This window comes from Pseudoalteromonas sp. 2CM37A (genome assembly GCF_023161885.1).
GTDB lineage: Bacteria > Pseudomonadota > Gammaproteobacteria > Enterobacterales > Alteromonadaceae > Pseudoalteromonas > Pseudoalteromonas atlantica.
This window is the reverse complement of sequence record NZ_JALNTJ010000003.1, coordinates 441008-459849: the sequence shown is the minus strand read 5'-3', so window position 1 is coordinate 459849 and position 18842 is coordinate 441008. Positions and strand designations below refer to the sequence as shown.

Genomic DNA, 18842 nt, shown 5'->3' with positions numbered 1-18842 from the left:
CTCCATCGAACGCTTAACTTTACTCAAATAAAAGTGGCTTTAGTTACTTGCCGTTTGGCCATTTGCTGGATTTATTGGGCGAGTGGTAAGCGTTACGCGTCGATCAAAAAAGTTATCTTCTACGGTATTGCTGCGCGCTAATGTTTGTTGCTCGCCAAAAGCGTGCGCACTTAAACGTGTATGGCTAATGCCGTGCTTTATAAGGTAACTTTGCACTGCGTTTACACGTTTTTTAGACAATAAAAGATTCGCTTGCTCATCACCGCGCTGATCGGCAAAGCCACTTAAATCTAATGCTAGTTGCGGCTGATTTTTTAACAGCACCACAAGCTGGTCTAACTGCGTAGCAAAGTGCGGGGCAATAGCACTTGAGCCGGTTTTAAATTGTACTGTCATTGCAAGTAAGTTATTTATTTGCGATTGTGTTAACTGCTCATTTTGGTTAGTCAGTACATCTAACTGCTGCTCTAGTCTATTGTTTTGACTAAGCACCTGTTGGTAGTCGCTGGTTTTTTGCTGCATCACTGTTATTGCCCTCTGCTGCTGGGCAATTTTGTCATCCGCTACTTTTGAATCACCAATTAACCCCCCGGCAAATGCGCCAATAAAAGCACCAATTGGCCCACCAACGACACCACCAATAATGGCGCCAGTACCTAAGCCGATGGCGGTTTCTTTATGTGCTTCTTTAGAAGGGGTGTTAGCGGCTGCTGCAAATGCAGGTGTACACACTGTGGCTACTAGCGTTAATGCGATTAATGTCTTCTTCATAATGTAATCCTTAAACTTGTTTTAATTTGTGATGTTTTGTTTTGATGGTTGTATTAAAACAGCTGCAAGTGGCAACAAAGGGGGGCAAAAATGGCAAACCGCTGAGCAATTGTGGCAAAAAAATGGCAATTGCCTTTTTAAGCGTACATAACTGAAAAACTTCGATATAGTGCGTTTTAAAATAAATAAGGGTGAGTAGAATGAAAAAAATAGCCATCATTGAAGATGAAACCGCCATCCGCGAAAACTATATTGAAATGCTTAGCGCCCAAGGTTACCAGGTAAGTGGTTTTGCTAACCGCGTCAGCGCAGAGATTGCATTTAAAGACGCCCTACCCGATTTAGCCATTGTTGATATTGGTTTAGGCCACGAAATAGACGGCGGTTTTTTACTTTGCCAAACCTTGCGTACGCTTTCTAAAACACTGCCTATTATTTTTTTAACCGCCCGCGATAGTGAAATAGATACCGTGTGTGGCCTGCGTATGGGCGCCGATGACTACCTAACAAAAGATATTAGCTTAGCCCACTTGGCTGCCAGAATAGGCGCGCTATTTAGACGCATGGAAGCGCTTGAGCAACCCGCCGATGCCAATGCATTAATTACACGCGGCCAGTTAACGCTCGACACCCAGCGTATGCAAGTATTTTGGCAGCAGCAACTGGTTGATTTAACCGTGACCGAATTTTGGATGTTGCACTCACTTGCGCAGCGCCCAGGCCATGTAAAAAGCCGTAACGATTTAATGAGCGATGCAAAAATTTACGTAGACGACAGCACTATCACCTCGCATGTAAAACGCATTCGTAAAAAGTTTATCGCCCTTGATAACAACTTTGACTGCATAGATACGGTGTACGGCATGGGCTACAGGTGGGAACAACGCTAATGTTACGATTTGGCCTGCGCAGTAAATTTATATTACTGTCGTGTTTTTTGTTTTTACTGCCTTGGCTTGGCTACGAGTACGTGTGGGAAATGGAAAAGTTTTTACGCCAAGGCCAAGAAAAAACCCTCGTAGGCACCACACGGGCGCTCGCCACCGCCCTGCATGAACGCCCAGCACTTTTTGATGAGCAAACCAACTTTTTAGACCAGGTAGTAAAAGGGCGCGACTTATATGCGTACAATCTTAAAAACGCCATTCAACTCGATGGCAAACTGAGCGACTGGCAAAGCTATCAACCACTCCTTTGGCATTACGATAAACGCTATTTACAAAAAGCAGACAAGGAACATAAAGCTGAGGATTTATCGTTTGATCATATGGTTGGCAAGTTTGATAACTATTTATATGCCGTGTTTAAAGTAACTGACGATCACCTTGTATATCGTGCTAAAAATAGTTTAAGCATTACTAATAACGACCATTTAATAATTGGCCTAAAAAGCCCAGACGGAGATTTTAATACGTACATTATTGCCCCACGCCAAGATGGCTGGGTAAATGCGTTTGATGCTAATACCAAAACTCCGTTTACAAAAATTCAGGGCTATTTTATACGCACTGAATCGGGATATAACGTAGAGCTGCGCTTTCCTATAAATATGCTTGGTAACAAGCTAGGCTTTGCCGTGGTCGATATTGACACAAAAAAAGCGCCGCTCGATTTTAAAACAATGTCGACCTCTAATTTAAATAACCCAAGCGATTTAGGCTCGGTATTGGTGCCCTCACCAGAAATTAACCGAATTTTAAAAGGTATGGGTCACAGTGGTAGCCGTATTTGGGTGGTTGATAATCATCATCGCGTATTAGCGCAGTCGGGCACAATTCAAAATGCCGATGGCGTATGGGCCGACGGCCTTAAAAACCAGCCGCCTAAAAATGCCTGGCAACGCTTTGAGCAAACGTATTTGCACCCACTTTATTATAAAATTTTAACTCGCCCAGAAAACGAATTTTTAGATACCCTGCACGATGTTGCCTCAATGCAGGGCACACATTTAGCTAAGGCACTGAAGGGGCAACCAGCGTCGTCTTGGCGATTAACGCCCGACAGTAAAGCCGTTATTTTATCGGCGGCTTACCCTATTTGGATAGAAGATAAAGTGATTGGCGCAGTAATCGCCGAGGAAACCACTAACGGTGTACGCACCCTGCGTAATAAATCGCTGGAAAAGCTTTTTAACGTTATTTTAGCGGTGATGCTAATTGGTACCGTTACGTTGTTCTTTTTTGCCTCGCGTATTTCGAGCCGCATTAGGCGACTGCGCGACACCGCAGAGCAAGCTATTGATGCCCAGGGGCGCATTACCGGCAGTATTAATTACAGCGACTCAAACGATGAAATAGGCGACCTTTCGCGAAGTTTTGCCAATATTGTTGGCCGCTTAGGCGGGTACACTAATTATTTAGAAAATATGTCATCGCGGTTATCTCATGAACTACGTACACCGGTGGCTGTGGTTCGCTCTTCTTTAGAAAACCTACAAAGCTTGGAGCAAAATGAGCTTAGCCAAAAATACCTAGAGCGAGCGTGTGAAGGGGTTGAGCGCTTAGGTAAAATAATAACCACCATGAGCGAAGCCACGCGCCTTGAACAAAGCATTCAAAGCAACGAGAGCGAGCCGTTTGATTTACAAAAAGTAATTAATGGCTGTATGCAAGGCTACCAGCTTACTTACCCTGAGCAGTTATTTGAGCTTGATGTATGCCAAAGCCCTTTACCTATGCAAGGTGCTCCCGAATTTATAGCTCAGCTACTTGATAAGCTTATTAATAATGCGCTGGAATTTAGTGAAGCAAATACAGCTATTAATGTAGGTCTTAAGCAGAGCGAAAATAAAGCAATATTAACAGTGAGTAATACAGGCCCCGCCCTGCCTGAAGGGCTAACTGAGCATATTTTTGATTCTATGGTGTCGGTACGCAGCCAGCAAATGCAGCAACAACCGCACTTAGGCTTGGGGCTTTATATTGTAAGGCTGGTGTGTGATTACCATAAAGGCAGTGTCACTGCGCAAAACAACGAGTGCGGTAATGGCGTGGTGTTTAAAGTAACCCTGCCTTTACAAAGCTAGGCTGTGCATAAAGTGGCGCCCTACTGAGTCGCCCTTATTTTTTGCACATCGATTACAATTTACTACAACTTAAAATGTAACTATTCACTTTTAATTCAGTCAGAAGGCCATACCCTGAACGCTAATTAAGGAGAATAGATCATGAACAACCCACTTGAGCGTGAAGAGATCGAATTTATTTTTGATCTATACAGGCCCCAAGAGCAAGCACCTAGCTTGCCTTCAGAGCCTGCCACCTCTACATATAAAAACTTACGACAGCCAGAACAAGTTAAAAACGAAGGCGTGTCTGAATACCTCAGCTAGGGTATTGCCTATTGCGTTGCTTGCTCGTTTTGTAAAAATGCTTTGATGCAGTTTATTTCTGCCAGTTTTACCTCTTCGCCTATTTCTGGGCCTTTTTTGCCATTTTTAAGTGCAGTTTGCACTACCTGTTTTTTATCCATTTTTTGTAATTCATTAAAAATTGCACGCAGCTTAGCCCCTTGAGGATAAGGCTTATTTACGAGCGTTTCTCCGCGCCCTTGCGCATCACATTGGCATGCTTGGGTAAACGCAATAAATCGCTCTGGGTGCACTAAAGCATTTAAATTAGTAACAATTAATTTATGAATCGTTTGTGGCCTTAATTGCTCAAGCGTATGGCATAAGGTGTGATTATCGCTGGTGAGTACGCCAATAGCGCGAAAACGATTAGGCACTTTTAAACGCTCACAAAACTTTTCTACGACGGCTACCCCTTCGCGTTCATGGCCGCGTAAATTACCGCGTTTTTTAAAGCTCAGGGCCTTACCAAAATCATGAGTGAGTGCCGCAAACCGTGTTTCTAAATTAAAGTTTAAATCGGCAGCGCGCCTAAGTACCAACATAGTATGAACAAACACATCGCCTTCAGGGTGGTGGTTTGCAGGTTGCGGCACCCCTTGCATACTCTCTATTTCTGGGAAAACACCTAAGCCATGTAGTGCTTGAAAATACAGTTCAGGGTGTTTTTCACCCAGCGCTTTTTCGGTTTCAAGCCATACACGTTCGGGCACTAAATGATTAAGCTCACCTTTGTTTTTAAGCTCACGCATTAATGCATAAGTACTTGGGTGAATACGCCATTCACTTCCATAGCGTGCTAAAAAACGGGCTATGCGTAATACCCTTACCGGGTCTTCTACAAAGGCTTCTGTGGTGTGGCGCAGTATTTTATTGTGTAAATCGCTTTGGCCATTAAAAGGGTCAATAACGGTGCCGTTTTCATCAAGTGCCATTGAGTTTATGGTTAAATCGCGCCGTGCTAAATCTTCTTCAAGGGTGACATTAGGGCTGGCATCTACCACAAAGCCGGTATAGCCTTTACCGCTTTTTCGCTCGGTGCGACCCAAGGCGTATTCTTCTTTTGTTTTTGGGTGTAAATAAACCGGAAAATCACTTCCTATAGGCACAAAACCAAGCGACTCCATAGTTTGGGGTGTTTCGCCTATAACAACATAGTCGTTATCTTTTGATGCTATATTAAGTAGCTGGTCGCGTACCGCGCCACCAACAAGGTAAACTTGCTTAAGGTTGTGTTTCACTGTTTATCCTAATCACACTGGGTGGTTATTTGTTGTCGATCATACCATTAAAATCACCATAGTTTGCCAAGCTTAAGTAAGCTCATTACAATAGCGCTTTATTTTAAGCCATAGCCTTATACTCAATGAAAAATCATTCATCAAAAAAAGAACTTATGCTACTGCCTATATTACTTGTGGTTATTGTAATGTGCGTGGCGGGTCACTTTTTACTACAGGCTAACTTTCAAGATAGCAACATGGTTGAATACATGTTGGCAGCGCTGCCCTTTGCGATGTTTGGCCTAGTTATTGTGGCATTTAAAATGGCAGCTAAAAGCGAAGCCAATGAGCAAAGCGAGCAAGACTCTTAATTTTACTGTTAAAGAATATAATACCCAAACCAATCTGGTTTTATTGGTTGAGCATGCCCACTTGGCGTAAGCTTAATATTTAGTTGGCTGTCGAGCAGGTCTATAGCAAAGCAGTCATCTACATCATGTAAATCATCTTTATGAATATGGCTAAGGCCTGCAAGCAAATCGCTTTTAGCGCGCTCCTTGGCCTCTGCAGCACTACTGGCAACATACAATGCAAAGTCATGTTGCTCAGCCATAGAGTCGCTTCTGTAAGCGCCTAAATTAACAAAATACAGCTGCTTATTTTGCTCAACGTAGGTATCAACGACTTCTACTTTATAACCGTCGATATGGTTAATTGCCATGTAGCTGTCCATATGCACATTGTTTTTATCGCCCACCCATTGGCTTTTTAGCTTTGAGTAGGTTTGCTCAATGCTTTGCCCTACGACAAAGCGAATATCGTGCATTTCTATGTGGCAGCCTTGAATTCGCCCGCCTAGATACACCATAAATAACTGCATTTAATAACCTTACTCTTAAATTACACTAAATTATCGACATCAATATTGTGTTTTTTTATTAACTTATAAAAATCCGAACGATTACGTTTGGCAAGCTTTGCGCCTTCGGCTACGTTACCACCAGCCATTTTGAGGGTATTTATTACATAATCGCGCTCAAACTCTTTTTTGGCATCATTTAGAGAAAGCGGCTCTGCACTGGCTTGGTTTGAGTTAAGTGCGTTTAACACTAAGTGCGCAGAAATTACCTCGCTGGCGCTCAATGCGACCACTTGCTCTACAACATTTTGTAGCTGGCGAATATTCCCAGGCCAGTCGTAACGTACTAGTGCATGCATGGCATCGTTTGCAAAGCGCTTTTCTTTTTGGTTCATACGTTTAGCAATACTTGCGCTAAAGTGCTGGGCAAGCAGGCTTATGTCTTCTCGGCGCTCACACAGCGGCGGTAATTTTAAATTAACAACATTTAGGCGGTAGTATAAATCTTCCCTAAATTGTTGGTTGCTAATCGCATCGGGTAAATTTTTGTGAGTGGCCGATACAATGCGCACATCAATAGGAATTTCTTCCTGAAAGCCCACCGGGCGTATGGTTTTTTCTTGTAGTACACGCAGTAACTTAACTTGTAAATTAAGCGGCATATCGCCAATTTCATCTAAAAATAAGGTGCCGCCTTGAGCTTGCTGAAATAAACCTTGGTGATCTTTCACCGCCCCTGTAAATGCGCCTTTTTTATGGCCAAATAATTCTGACTCTAAAAGCTCCCCAGGCACTGCGCCACAGTTAATAGCCACAAAAGGCCCTTCACTTACATGGCTGTGTTGATGAATCGCCTGAGCCAGCAGCTCCTTACCTGTGCCGCTGGCGCCTGAAATAAGTACATTTACTTGGGTTGGCCCCAGTAACTTTACTTGCTCAAGGAGGTGCAACATAGCGCCACTACGCGTTACTATATTGCTTTTTTGGGGCGATTCTTCTGCGTTTACGCCATGTATTTCAATGGCTTTGGCTAGGCTGTCAAACAGCTCGTCTTTATCTACCGGTTTTGTAATAAACGCAAAAATGCCTTGTTTTGTCGCCTCCACCGCATCGGGTATAGAGCCATGCGCTGTCATCATTATAACCGGCAGTGCTGGGTAGCGGCTTTGTAATTGGCGATGTAAGGCCATGCCGTCCATTTCGTCCATACGCAGGTCTGTTATAACTGCATCAAACACTTGGTTTTTAAGAATTTGTAATGCAAGTATGCCGCTTTCGCAGGTTGTTACTTCATACCCTTTAGACTCGATTCTTAGTGCGAGTAATTTAAGTAAACTTGCATCGTCATCAACGAGTAATACTTTTGCACCTTGTGGTGTGTGTGTTGCCATAATTACTGCTCCTTAGTGTCTTCGCGTAGTAACAGCTGCTGCTCTATGGTGGCTAAAGACGATAACGTTTGCTGCATTTTGTCATTTAACGCCTGCTGCTCTTTTAGAGCATTTATTTGCCGAGTAACATGCTGCTTTTGAAGCCATAAATATTGTTTTATTGGCTCAGGCCAAAAGTAGGCTAAATCGAGTTTTTGTAATCGTGTCATTACCTCCTCTGGTGCACTTGAGGTGTTAACACACATGAATTTAAAAAAACGTTTTAGCTCTTTTTCACCTAAATAAGTATGTAGGCTTGGCTTTACTTTAAAACCGCCACATTGATTAGCATGCCATGCAACAACACGTTCTGCGCTGGGGTAAACGGGGTCACTTTTAGGGCGCTTTTTAGGATTTGGCACCGCATTTTTTGCAGGCTCAACCTCCTGCGACACTGCTGCTGTTTGTGTGTTATTTGTTTCACACCCAGCTAAAATAACCGTACTACTGAGCACACATAAAATAGCTATTAAACGCGTACGCATGCTATTAAACTCCTTGATTAATTAAAGGTATTTTTATTGTAAATAAGCAGCCTTGGGGCTGGTTATGCTCAACACTAAGCTGGCCTTGTAACTGCTCAACCGACTCTTTTACTATGGTTAAACCTAAGCCACTGCCTTGCAGCGTAACATCTTTATTATGCTTGCCTTGGTAAAATGCGCTGAATATCTGGGTTTTTTCTTGCTCTTTAATACCACAGCCTTCATCGCGCACTTGTATTGTTAGTAGCTTTTGCTCAAGTGCTAAGGTTACATCAACACTTTGCCCTGTATTTGAAAATTTTAACGCATTAGAAATGAGCTGAATGAGGGTCATTTCTATCAGCTCTGCGGGTAATGCAAGTGGCTGTTTTGTTATGCTGTTGTGCCAGTTTAAGCGTTGCTGCTTAGCCGTTAAGCGGAGCTCAAAATGGCTGTTTATTTTATTTATTAAATTGCCAAATTCGACTTCGCTAACGCTGTCTTTACTGGTTCTGATAGCGTTATAACTAAGTAGGCTGTCAATCATAGTGCGCAAACGCACCATAGATTGGCTAATAAGTTCAAGCACAGCTTGCTGCTCTTTTGTAATGGGGCCGACTATTTCATCGCTAAGTAAATCGGTGCCCTCGACCATTGAAGCCAACGGCGTTTTAAGCTCGTGGGTTACATGGCGTAAAAAGGTATCTTTTTGTTGCTCAAGCATATGTAGCTGCTCTTGCACCCATTGTAGTTTTTCGCCTAATTCCACCAGCTCACTTGAGCCTTGCACTGCAATTTTTTGCTGCCAGTGGCCTTGTCCTAATTTATCTATTACCGACGTAAGCCCTTTTAAGCGTTTACTTATGCGCCATAAAAAGCCCCCGCCCACTAGTAAAGTAAGCGGAATAAGCGCTACTAACCAGTTAATAAACGAGCTTTGTAAAGTACTTAATTCGCTTTGGTTATTTTGAATTTGCGCTGCATTCGTATCGCGCAACCACACCGTAAGCTCAGCCACTAAATCGCTAATAGGCACAAACAATGCAGCATCTTGTTGGTTATTTTCAATTAAAGCTTGATGAGTACTACGCAATGTTGTTGCTAAGCGACGCCACTGCATAGTGTATTGCTGTGTGGCACTGGCTTGACTGAGCGTGTCGATTGTTTGTAAGGAGGATTGCCACTTTTCGTTTATTAACGTGTCGAGCGACTCGCTTTTTAACACCCAGTTTTGTCGCGTTGCCCGCTCTAGACTATTAAGCTCTTGCTTTAAAAAATTAAACGACTTAGTAACTTGGTAATTATTACTGACGATAAGCTGGGTAACAGCAAGCTGTTTGTTTAACGCATTTAAAAAAACAATAACCACCAAACTAAGCGGCAGTAACGACAGCAGCATACTAATTATAAACTGACCTATTAAGTTAGGCCGCCAATTAAGCATTGCACGATACTTTTTAGCCAACGTTACAGGCATTATCATTTCCTTTTATTATTTTAAGCGCCCTATTTTAGTTACTTACCTTATACTCTCGCTGAATCAACTTCTATATTTAACCCAATATATCCACTTGTTGCTATTTAGCAACACGCTAAGCTATTGATAACTATATTAACGACTAATAGCACGTACCGCCTGTTGCAAAAATAACACACATTTAAGTAAAAAATTCCGACCAGCGCCCCATAAAAAATATAAGCCATTGATTTTAAATATTTATTTAAAATGGCATCATTTTTGTAATAGTGAGTGCAACTTTAATCAATAAGGAAATTAAATGAACAACCGCTTTTTAGTAATTTTACCCATGCTGGCTTTTGGGTTTATGGGCACAGATGCAATAGCTATGGACGTTCAAGCTACATTTAATGAGCTAGATAAAGACAGTAACGGCACACTTAGCGAATCAGAAGCGGGTGAAGATGCCGTACTACACGAAAACTTTTCACAAATAGACACTAACCAAGATGGCCAGTTGTCGCTAAGTGAATTCAAAAAGTTTATTCAGTAAATTCATTTAATTAGGGAACATGATTATGAAACAACTTATCGCAGCATTTGCATTAATGTTTTTAGCCATTAGCGCCACGGCTTTAGCCTCTTCTGTCAACATTCGCTTTGCTCATTTAGACAAAGATATGGATGGGGCAGTATCGCTTGCAGAAGCCAAACAAGATAAAGAAGTAATGAGGCAATTTGCCGATTTAGACGAAAACCAAGACAAGAAAATTTCTAAAGAAGAGTTTCAAAATTTTAAACCTTAATTGTGATTAAGCGCTTTAATAACAAACTCAATAGTAACGATGTTTAAATCTTTTTCTCTGGCTAGAAATTTTAAGCCGTTAGCGCTAAAACGAGCTGCTTAAAATAGATTTATTATCCACAGCTGAAGTTAATTAAGTTTTACTTAAGCTTTTACCTAGTAAGGTAGGTTTCAAAAGCATTTGCCATAATCCCTGAGGGAATGTGTAAACGGATTTAATGTTGGGAAGTTAAATTATGGCAAGTGCTTTTTTTATTAATCTACAAACACTGTATGTTGGAAGGAAAACCATGAAGTGTGTTTTTTTTAGTGTTATCGCTATTACTATGATCAGCTTTAATGCTGTTGCGTTAGATGTTAAACAACGTTTTGATCACCTTGATGCCAATAAAAGCGGCTTCTTAACAGAAGACGAATTAGAGCCACAGCCTCAGCTACTCAGCACCTTTACTCGCTGGGATAAAAACCAAGACAAACAAATCTCGCTTCTTGAGTTTAAAGACTATTTAACCAATAACCTTTACTGAGTATAAGTATGAAGACCGTAAGCTATTTAGCGCTTGTTGCGCTGGGCCTTTTTAGCGATGTAAGCCTTGGCCAAAGTACAGAAGTTGCCGATAAATTTGAAAAGTTTGACCGTAATCACGATGGCTTTTTAACCCGTTCAGAAACCGCCATTGACCCCGCCCTTTGGTCGCGTTTTTCAAGCTATGATAAAGATAAAGACGGCAGACTTACCCTTTCGGAATATGGCATATACGCCAGTAAGTAACTCTTTTTTATAAGCGTAAGCGCTAAATTTTTAACAGCCCTTACGCTTTTAAGCTATCTACCTCAACATATTGGTATTCTAAAAGTGAGTTTGCTAGTGTTATTTTACTAACAATAAAAAATAACCAACTTATGCAACTCAAAAAACTATTTAACCCACTACTGCTTGCCGGCTTATTTGTAAGCAGCACTGCGATTGCGCAAACGCAGGTCATTTACAACGCTAATGGTTACACTCCCTTATACCAAGGCGGTATACAAACGTTTTCTACTTTAGTGATTAAAAACGGTAAAGTTGTTAAAACTGGAGATGATACGCTTAAAAGCACTTTTCCTGATGCCACACTTATTGATGCCAAAGGTAATACGTTACTGCCAGGGTTAATTGACGCTCACGGGCATGTAATTGGCCTTGGCGATAACTTATCGCAACTTGATGTACGCGGCGCTAAATCGGTCGCTGAAATAACCACAAAGTTAGAGCAATTTGCGAAAAATAAACAAGGCTGGATACTAGGGCGAGGCTGGAACCAAGAGCTGTGGAGCGACACGCGCTTTCCTACCGCCAAAGACTTAGACAAAGTAGTCAATGACCGTCCAGTGGTACTTTCGCGCGTTGACAGCCATGCAATTTGGGTTAACAGCAAAGCCTTAGAGCTGGCCGGTATTACCGCAGCCACTCAAGCCCCTGAAGGCGGCGAAATTATTAAAGATGAATTTGGGAATCCAACCGGTATTTTTGTTGATAAGGCTGAGTCGTTAATTACCCAGCATATGAGCACTCCTTCAAAACAAGCTATAAGCGACTCGTTAGATGCCGCAGGCGCGCACTTATTAAGCTTAGGCATTACCTCTACTCACGATGCCGGTATTGATAAAACCACCTGGGAAGTTTACAAAGAGCGCAGCGAGCAAGGTAATTTGCCACTAAGAATAGTCGCCATGCTAAGTGCTGCTAGCCCCGATTTAAAGCACATGCTTAAGGCAGGGCGCTATCAAGATGCAGCATCGTTTATGTCTATCCGCAGTGTAAAAGTATATGCCGATGGCGCATTAGGCTCGCGCGGGGCTGCGCTAATTGATGACTACGCAGATAGAAAAAACCACCACGGCCTAATGCTAGAAACCCAAGCCAAGCTTGAAGAATTATTTACTTTAAGCTTTAAAAATGGCTTTAGCGCCAACACCCATGCAATTGGTGATAAGGCAAATAAAGTGGTACTTGATGCGTATCAAAACGTGTTTAAGCAAACGGGCGGTATGTTACTGCGTAACCGTATTGAACACGCGCAAATAGTCACCCCTGATGACATTCCACGTTTTAAAGCTCTTAAAATCATTCCATCTATGCAGCCTGTGCATGCCACTTCAGATATGCATATGGCTCAGCAGCGCTTAACCGATAGCCAATTACAAGGCGCATATGCATGGCAAACATTTTTAAAGCAAGGCTCTGTGATTGCAGCAGGCTCTGACTACCCAGTAGAGCTGGCAAACCCTTTTGATGGCTTGTATTCAGCCATTACCCGTATGGATCATAATATGCTGCCTGAGAACGGCTGGCGCACAAGCGAAGTGCTAAGCCGCGAACAAGCCCTAAGAGCGTTTACACTCGGCGGCGCGTATGCAGCGCACCAAGAGTTTAAAATAGGCAGCTTAGAAAACGGAAAATGGGCAGATTTTATTTTAATAGACAAAGACTACTTTAAAGCCCCTGTCGATGAGATTTATAAAACACAGGTTTTACAGACTTGGGTAGCTGGAGAATTACGCTTTAAAAAAGAATAGCTTATAAAACATACAAACTTAAAAATAAACAAAGTAATTATGGATATTTACTAAAGTAATTAAAAAGTGTGTCGATAAGTGAGGGAATTTAAAAAATCTCTTATGTTTCAGGAAGAAAACATGTTTTCAAAAAAACTATCGCTTACTTTATCGGCTCTTTTTACTTTATCACTTAGTGCATGCTCTACTCACCCAGTTTATAATGGCCACGCTTCGCATAATAATATTGGCCATCACAATAGCCATAATCGTTACACAGACGTTCATCAGCCACGCGTAAATAACTGGCAGTTCCCAGAAAATAACTACCGCCCTATTAACAGCAGTAAATTATTAAGTAACTATACAGAACAATTAGCAATGAAGCTGATTGAAAATATGAACTACATCAACAGTGGAACGCCTGTTGCAATTACTTCGTTTGTGAATTTAGATGACAATTTACAAACCACAAATATATTTGGTAATCACTTGGCTGAAAGCTTTATTACTGAAATGCAGGAGTTTGGCTTATCGGTAGTTGATTACAAACACACGGGCGCTGTGCATGTAACCCCGTTAGGTGATTTCTCGTTTAGTCGTAATGGTAAAGAAATTAAAGGTTACCCACATATTGAATACACTTTATCAGGCACTCTAACTTACACGAATCGTGGTGTAATAGTTAACGCTCGTATTATTGGGGCAAAGTCTAAAGTAGTGGTCTCATCGGCTAAAGGATTTATCCCAAGCTTTGTTGTTGAGTCACTTTATCCAACTCGTAGAACTGATGGCATTGTTTTAGACGCGGTGCTTTAAAACAAAAAAGGGTTAACTTAAATGTTAACCCTTTTTTTGAATTTTTAGCTTCACGCTTCTTTGACTTTAGGCTGTCGGTAGAGCTTTATAATATGGTACATATTTACCAGCGCTAATAAGCCATTAGTAAACGCAACAGGCACTGCACCAATAGCCACACCGTAAATAGTAAATACAATACAACCAAACATATTATACCAACGCAGTTTTACTACATCGGTCATTGTTAACGATGCAACCAAGAAAGCTGATGCAATATAACCTAAATATTCCCAACTCAATTGTTCTCTCCTACCCTTTAGGTTAGCATTACGCCAATGCTAACGTGTGGCACTTGTCAGTGTTACAACGTTTAATACCAATTCGCAATAATACTCAATCATTTTGCGGGGCTAAATGTGTCGCTACCTGCGTTAAAAAATGCTCATTTACGACTGCATGGATGCAGAAGGTAGAGCAATACAGGAGCAATTGCCGAGAACGACTAAATAGCGATTTTTTGCCTAGCTATCAACACGTTTTCCTAGCCTTAAAATTGATCACTTAATTAGGCTGATTGGTATAAAATAAAAAAACTAACTTGCTTAAAAAACCTTAAAAAGTATATTGGTTGTAGCCAATAGCTTCCTAAATCATTACACGGGAAATGAAGGTATTACGTACTTAGCAAGGCTAAATACAGTAGCAAGTTAGCGTAAATTCTTAGAGCCTTAATAATATCGTCATTAAGGTGTAATAAATAGGACAATTGTCCGAAGAGCATATTGATGTTTCAATACCATTTTTCTAGTTACCTTGTTGAACAATTACTCACTTTTGCAGGGAGTAGCTATCAACAATCAAAAAAAGAAGTGCTGATCCACCAAGATCAACCACTTAGTAAACTTGTGCTGGTGCGCAGCGGTACTATTTCATTTAGTTATGACGTAGGTAACGGACGCCGCCTATTATTAGGCCAATTAGATTGCAACAACACCCTAATTGGTGAAATAGAAGCACTAAACAATAACCCATGTATTTATACGGTCACCTGTTTTAGCGATGTAACCTATAATTTAATAGAGCTTCGCCACTGGCGAGCATTACTACTCGAAAAGCCAGAGCTGAGCTTATACACCGCGCAAACCATTGCGGCTAAGTTTCAAGAAAACCAAAAAATTAATTTAGATAAGTTACTGCTGCCTTTAAGCTACAACATAGCTAAAGACTGCTTACTACGCGCCGAGAACAATAACCCAACGCTACTGCGCGCATACCCAACCGTTAACGCCGAAGCAGAGCGCTTTGCAACCACTGAGCGAGCTTATCGCCGCGTAGTTACCGAGCTTGTTGAAAAAGGCTTAGTGCAGCGCAGCTCCCATGGGCTAAAAGCGGTCGATACACAAAGTTTAAGTGACTATGTAGACAGTTTTGCGCAGCTGTAAAAAACAGACACAAAAAAAGGCCGTAATGGCCTTTTTTAGTTTTTATGGTATTTATTAGCACTGCGCTATAGCAATCATTTATTTAAAACGAGTACACAAACACGCCCCCGCGCAAATAAACTCCTACTTAACGCTTTGGCAATTACTTATCTAATAAAATATCTTGGATATTTACTAAATCAGATTTACCTTCAATTATTTCATCTGGCGTTAAACCCGATAACTCATGCGGGAACACTAACCACTCTTCTGACTCATGAATAAAGTAATCTGGCACCATCTCTACTTTTGAGTTTTTAGGCTTATAGTACGGACATGCCACACGAATATCGCGTGGTAAATTTAAGCGCATAAGCTCAGAAAGCTTTTCTTTTAGTGCAAATATACTGCGGCCAGAATCAAACACATCATCAACAATAAGCAGTGAGTCACCAGCATTAGCGTTTTCTACAATGTAGTGTAGGCCGTGTACTTTTATTTCTTTAGATTGCTTGCCAATACCGTAATAAGACGACGTACGCACCGCAATGTGATCAGTCTCAATGCCTTTGTAATCGTAGTATTCTTGCACAGCAATACCAATAGGTGCACCACCTCGCCAAATACCAATTATAAAGTCTGGACGAAAGCCATCTTTATAAACTTGTGCCGCTACGCGGAATGAATCTTCAAGTAGCTGTTGAGCTGTGATGTAGCACTTATCTGACATAGTTTAGAACCCCAGTGGTGAGTATAACATTTGAGTGAAGGCACTTTAGCCAATAATTAAACACCCAAACAGGTATTGGCGAAGGATTTTACCGTAAATAAAAATAAATTGCTTGCCTGCAAATAGCAAAATAGGCACCATTTGGTGCCTATTTTATGTATTAAACGCCTAGTTACGTACTATTAAGCTTTTTCTAACAATGTACGTGCCACTGTGCGCATACCTTGCGTAGTTGCACCTGCAGCCCATTGGCTAGTGCTACCCATATTAAATGCTGCAGCTAAATCAATGTGTACCCAACCTTTACCATCGTTTGGTACAAAGCGAGATAAAAAGCCTGCTGCATTTGATGCGCCGCCGTAACCGCCACCTTTTTGAGCGCGGCTATTTGCCGTATCAGCATATGGAGATGGGCAGTTTTGCTGGTGCCATTTTTCAAGCGGAAGAGGCCATGCAGCTTCCATTTCTTGCGATGCAAAGTCTTCTACTTCGCGTACCAGCTCTTTATCAAGGGCAAATAATGCGTTGTACTCTTGACCTACAGCAACGAGTGCAGCACCGGTTAGTGTTGCCGCATCTATAATTAGCTCTGCGCCAGTTTCGCCTGCAGCCATTAGACCATCAGCAAGCACTAAACGCCCTTCAGCATCGGTGTTTACAATTTCAACGGTTGTGCCATTTTTGTAGGTTAAAATATCACCTAGTTTGTAAGCGTGGCCCGAAATTAAGTTCTCTGCACAGCATAAAAATAGCTTAATGCGTTTTTCTATACCGCGGTTAATAGCCAGTGCTAAACCCGCTGTTACCGTTGCCGCGCCACCCATGTCGCACTTCATTCCTAGCATACCTTCGCTAGATTTAATTGAGTAACCACCAGAGTCAAACGTAATACCTTTACCTACAAGCGCAGCGCTTACCGGTGCGTTTTCATCGCCTGTAGGGTTGTAATCAAGCTCAAGTAAAACAGGTGGACGCTCAGAGCCACGGCCCACAGCATGAATACCAATCCACTGTTGCTCTAATAACGCATCGCCTTTAATAATTTGATAGCTTACGTGTTCAGGCGCTAACGATTGAATAAATTCGGCGGCTTTTTCAGCAAGGCTTTCAGGGTAAATGTCATCGGCTGTACCGTTTACCATTTCTCGTGCCCACGTAGCTGAGGCTTTTAAATGCGCAAGCTCGTTTAGATCTGATTGTGCGTTATCAACAAATTCAACACCATGTAATGATTTAGGTGTTACAAAACCTTGGTAAAAAGCCCATTGGCTTTCTGTGCACCATGTATCGCCCGCAAGCTCAACCTGTTTAACACCTTGGCTTGCAATTGTTCGCGCCGCTTTTTGAACATTTTTTAATGTTTCTTGCTCAGATAAATGAACCGTTGCGCCTTGCTCGTTAAAAGACAACGCCGCGTTTTCGCCCCAATGGCTTGGTGCTGCTTGCTCGCTTAGTTGAACAACAAATTTTTCACTCATGTTAGAATACCCTTACACTTAAATGTGCCACCGAGTTTACTATAGTGAGTACAAGTTCCCAACAGCTTGAGATAAATAACATAAACCAACGCATCTGCAGCGTTTAGCATTGGAATTTAAATGAAATACACCCCAGCTTTACAGCCCGCCACGTTATTAAAACGCTATAAACGCTTTTTAGCCGATCTCCAACTTAACGATGGAACTGAATTTACCGCCCACTGCGCCAACACCGGTAAAATGACAGGTTGCGCAGAGCCTGGCTTTAGCGCTTTTTATTCAACCAGCGATAACAGTAAACGAAAATACCCTCAGTCGTTAGAGCTCACTCAAAACTCCCTCTCGCAGTTAATATGTGTTAATACCGCCGTGGCAAATAAAGTGGTCGAAGAGGCTATCAACAACCAGGTTATTACAGAGCTTAACGGCTATGAGCAGCTTCAAAGTGAAGTAAAATACGGCAGCGAAAACAGCCGTATCGACTTTTTACTCACCAGTGACAATAAACCCGCTTGCTATGTAGAGGTAAAGTCAGTCACCTTGTTAAGCGAAACCGCACCACAAAGTGGGCAAGGCTACTTTCCGGATGCGCAAACCGTGCGTGGGCAAAAACACATTCGCGAATTAATAGAAATGATCGAACAAGGCCACCGCGCAGTATTACTGTTCGCTGTTTTACACCAAGGTATTAATACGGTGAGTGCAGCAAGCCACATAGATAAAAAATACAGCGACTTATTAAACCACGCGATTAAAAAAGGCGTGGAGGTATACGCTTATAAGGCATCTATTTCGCCAAGTGAAGTAACGCTTAGTGAGAAAGTGGCCTTTAAATAAAAAATTTAACTTGCTTTTAAACTTTATGCCCATATAACTAGGCAAGTTTAAATACCGAAATAACGATTAATAAAGCATCAAAATCAAAATATGAGCCTTTTTAGTCAACACACTGGTTGAAGCTAATTCGATTAATTAAAAAATAAATTTGCCTAGGGTATAAGATTCTGCTATTTATACCGCCGGCTAATGCTGAGGCATTAAATTAAGGATTTAGGAGAGAGTTATGCCAGACCAACAAAGACATGGTTTATTGGCTCAAGCCGGTTTAGAACCATACCAAGAAAAGCCGGGCGAAGAGTATATGAATGAAGCACAACGTGCTCATTTTAAAGCGATTTTAGAAGCGTGGCGTAACGACTTACGTAATGAAGTTGACCGCACGAAATCGCATATGCAAGACGAAGCTGCCAACTTTCCTGATCCAGTTGACCGCGCTGCGCAAGAAGAAGAGTTCTCTTTAGAACTTCGTACTCGCGACCGCGAACGTAAACTGATCAAAAAAATTGAAAAAACAATTATCTTAATTAAAGAAGATGATTTTGGCTTTTGTGAGTCATGCGGAATCGAAATTGGTATTCGTCGTTTAGAGGCGCGTCCAACTGCAGATTTATGCGTAGACTGTAAAACCCTTGCAGAAATTAAAGAAAAACAAGCTGGGCGCGGTTAATTAAAAT

The 18842-nt window shown here is 41.7% G+C and carries 22 protein-coding genes; 13 read left to right on the top strand and 9 right to left on the bottom strand.

Annotated features, from left to right (window positions below; translation table 11 throughout):
* Positions 1-39 precede the first annotated feature (39 nt).
* A complete protein-coding gene (gene pdsO / locus MTF68_RS09460; RefSeq protein WP_248462311.1) occupies positions 40-771 on the bottom strand; it encodes a sortase-associated OmpA-like protein PdsO in 732 nt (243 codons plus the stop codon).
* Between the two features lie 200 nt (positions 772-971).
* Here pdsO and pdsR point away from each other — a divergent pair, with 200 nt between their 5' ends.
* The 3 genes from pdsR to MTF68_RS09445 all read left to right on the top strand — a co-directional run bounded on the left by pdsR (position 972) and on the right by MTF68_RS09445 (position 4102).
* On the top strand, positions 972-1661 hold the full coding sequence (pdsR, locus tag MTF68_RS09455) for a proteobacterial dedicated sortase system response regulator (protein WP_004586111.1): 690 nt from the start codon (positions 972-974) through the stop codon (positions 1659-1661).
* Positions 1661-3796, top strand: a complete 2136-nt coding sequence (pdsS, locus tag MTF68_RS09450) for a proteobacterial dedicated sortase system histidine kinase (protein WP_248462310.1) — start codon at positions 1661-1663, stop codon at positions 3794-3796. The genes pdsR and pdsS overlap by 1 nt, the downstream gene beginning before the upstream one ends.
* A gap of 141 nt (positions 3797-3937) precedes the next feature.
* Positions 3938-4102, top strand: a complete 165-nt coding sequence (locus MTF68_RS09445) for a hypothetical protein (RefSeq protein WP_024033174.1) — start codon at positions 3938-3940, stop codon at positions 4100-4102.
* 8 nt (positions 4103-4110) lie between these two features.
* Here the strand turns inward: MTF68_RS09445 and MTF68_RS09440 are convergent, their stop codons facing one another.
* Complete coding sequence (locus MTF68_RS09440) at positions 4111-5361, bottom strand: multifunctional CCA addition/repair protein (protein WP_248462309.1); 1251 nt, start codon at positions 5359-5361, stop codon at positions 4111-4113.
* 125 nt (positions 5362-5486) lie between these two features.
* Here MTF68_RS09440 and MTF68_RS09435 point away from each other — a divergent pair, with 125 nt between their 5' ends.
* Entirely contained in the window at positions 5487-5714 is a 228-nt protein-coding gene (locus MTF68_RS09435; protein ID WP_004586108.1) for a hypothetical protein, read from the top strand.
* A gap of 8 nt (positions 5715-5722) precedes the next feature.
* On the opposite strand, the gene MTF68_RS09430 is transcribed toward MTF68_RS09435, so the two are convergent.
* The 4 genes from MTF68_RS09430 to MTF68_RS09415 are packed head-to-tail and all read right to left on the bottom strand — an operon-like array spanning position 5723 to position 9573.
* The gene (locus MTF68_RS09430) at positions 5723-6223 is read right to left on the bottom strand and encodes a DUF1543 domain-containing protein (RefSeq protein WP_064385316.1); all 501 of its coding nucleotides are present in this window, start codon (positions 6221-6223) and stop codon (positions 5723-5725) included.
* Between the two features lie 20 nt (positions 6224-6243).
* On the bottom strand, positions 6244-7593 hold the full coding sequence (locus tag MTF68_RS09425) for a sigma 54-interacting transcriptional regulator (RefSeq protein WP_004586106.1): 1350 nt from the start codon (positions 7591-7593) through the stop codon (positions 6244-6246).
* Between the two features lie 2 nt (positions 7594-7595).
* On the bottom strand, positions 7596-8117 hold the full coding sequence (locus MTF68_RS09420) for a hypothetical protein (protein ID WP_248462308.1): 522 nt from the start codon (positions 8115-8117) through the stop codon (positions 7596-7598).
* 4 nt (positions 8118-8121) lie between these two features.
* Positions 8122-9573: a HAMP domain-containing sensor histidine kinase gene (locus MTF68_RS09415; RefSeq protein ID WP_248462307.1), complete on the bottom strand. Its 1452-nt coding sequence runs from the start codon at positions 9571-9573 to the stop codon at positions 8122-8124.
* A 301-nt stretch (positions 9574-9874) separates the two neighbouring features.
* On the opposite strand from MTF68_RS09415, the gene MTF68_RS09410 reads away from it, so the two are divergent.
* From MTF68_RS09410 to MTF68_RS09385, 6 genes are all read left to right on the top strand, one after another.
* On the top strand, positions 9875-10108 hold the full coding sequence (locus MTF68_RS09410) for a calcium dependent protein (RefSeq protein ID WP_004586103.1): 234 nt from the start codon (positions 9875-9877) through the stop codon (positions 10106-10108).
* A 25-nt stretch (positions 10109-10133) separates the two neighbouring features.
* Positions 10134-10361, top strand: coding sequence for a hypothetical protein (locus MTF68_RS09405; RefSeq protein WP_004586102.1), 228 nt, complete (start codon positions 10134-10136; stop codon positions 10359-10361).
* Positions 10362-10650: 289 nt separating this feature from the next.
* Positions 10651-10887 (top strand): calcium dependent protein, encoded by a 237-nt coding sequence (locus MTF68_RS09400; RefSeq protein ID WP_024033183.1) that lies wholly within the window; start codon positions 10651-10653, stop codon positions 10885-10887.
* A gap of 8 nt (positions 10888-10895) precedes the next feature.
* Entirely contained in the window at positions 10896-11132 is a 237-nt protein-coding gene (locus MTF68_RS09395; RefSeq protein ID WP_004586100.1) for a calcium-binding protein, read from the top strand.
* A gap of 131 nt (positions 11133-11263) precedes the next feature.
* On the top strand, positions 11264-12919 hold the full coding sequence (locus MTF68_RS09390; protein WP_248462306.1) for an amidohydrolase: 1656 nt from the start codon (positions 11264-11266) through the stop codon (positions 12917-12919).
* Positions 12920-13039: 120 nt separating this feature from the next.
* Positions 13040-13717 (top strand): FlgO family outer membrane protein, encoded by a 678-nt coding sequence (locus MTF68_RS09385; protein ID WP_004586098.1) that lies wholly within the window; start codon positions 13040-13042, stop codon positions 13715-13717.
* Between the two features lie 50 nt (positions 13718-13767).
* Here MTF68_RS09385 and MTF68_RS09380 read toward each other — a convergent pair whose 3' ends face one another.
* Complete coding sequence (locus tag MTF68_RS09380) at positions 13768-13998, bottom strand: YgjV family protein (protein WP_004586097.1); 231 nt, start codon at positions 13996-13998, stop codon at positions 13768-13770.
* A gap of 486 nt (positions 13999-14484) precedes the next feature.
* Here MTF68_RS09380 and MTF68_RS09375 point away from each other — a divergent pair, with 486 nt between their 5' ends.
* Positions 14485-15141 (top strand): Crp/Fnr family transcriptional regulator, encoded by a 657-nt coding sequence (locus MTF68_RS09375; protein ID WP_004586096.1) that lies wholly within the window; start codon positions 14485-14487, stop codon positions 15139-15141.
* Between the two features lie 142 nt (positions 15142-15283).
* Here the strand turns inward: MTF68_RS09375 and MTF68_RS09370 are convergent, their stop codons facing one another.
* Together MTF68_RS09370 and pepB are read right to left on the bottom strand one after the other, a co-directional pair.
* A complete protein-coding gene (locus tag MTF68_RS09370; protein ID WP_004586095.1) occupies positions 15284-15850 on the bottom strand; it encodes a phosphoribosyltransferase family protein in 567 nt (188 codons plus the stop codon).
* Positions 15851-16032: 182 nt separating this feature from the next.
* Entirely contained in the window at positions 16033-17328 is a 1296-nt protein-coding gene (gene pepB, locus MTF68_RS09365; RefSeq protein ID WP_054982768.1) for an aminopeptidase PepB, read from the bottom strand.
* Between the two features lie 120 nt (positions 17329-17448).
* Here pepB and sfsA point away from each other — a divergent pair, with 120 nt between their 5' ends.
* Together sfsA and dksA are read left to right on the top strand one after the other, a co-directional pair.
* On the top strand, positions 17449-18165 hold the full coding sequence (gene sfsA, locus MTF68_RS09360; protein ID WP_096739155.1) for a DNA/RNA nuclease SfsA: 717 nt from the start codon (positions 17449-17451) through the stop codon (positions 18163-18165).
* A gap of 226 nt (positions 18166-18391) precedes the next feature.
* A complete protein-coding gene (dksA, locus tag MTF68_RS09355) occupies positions 18392-18835 on the top strand; it encodes an RNA polymerase-binding protein DksA (RefSeq protein WP_004586092.1) in 444 nt (147 codons plus the stop codon).
* Positions 18836-18842 lie beyond the last annotated feature (7 nt).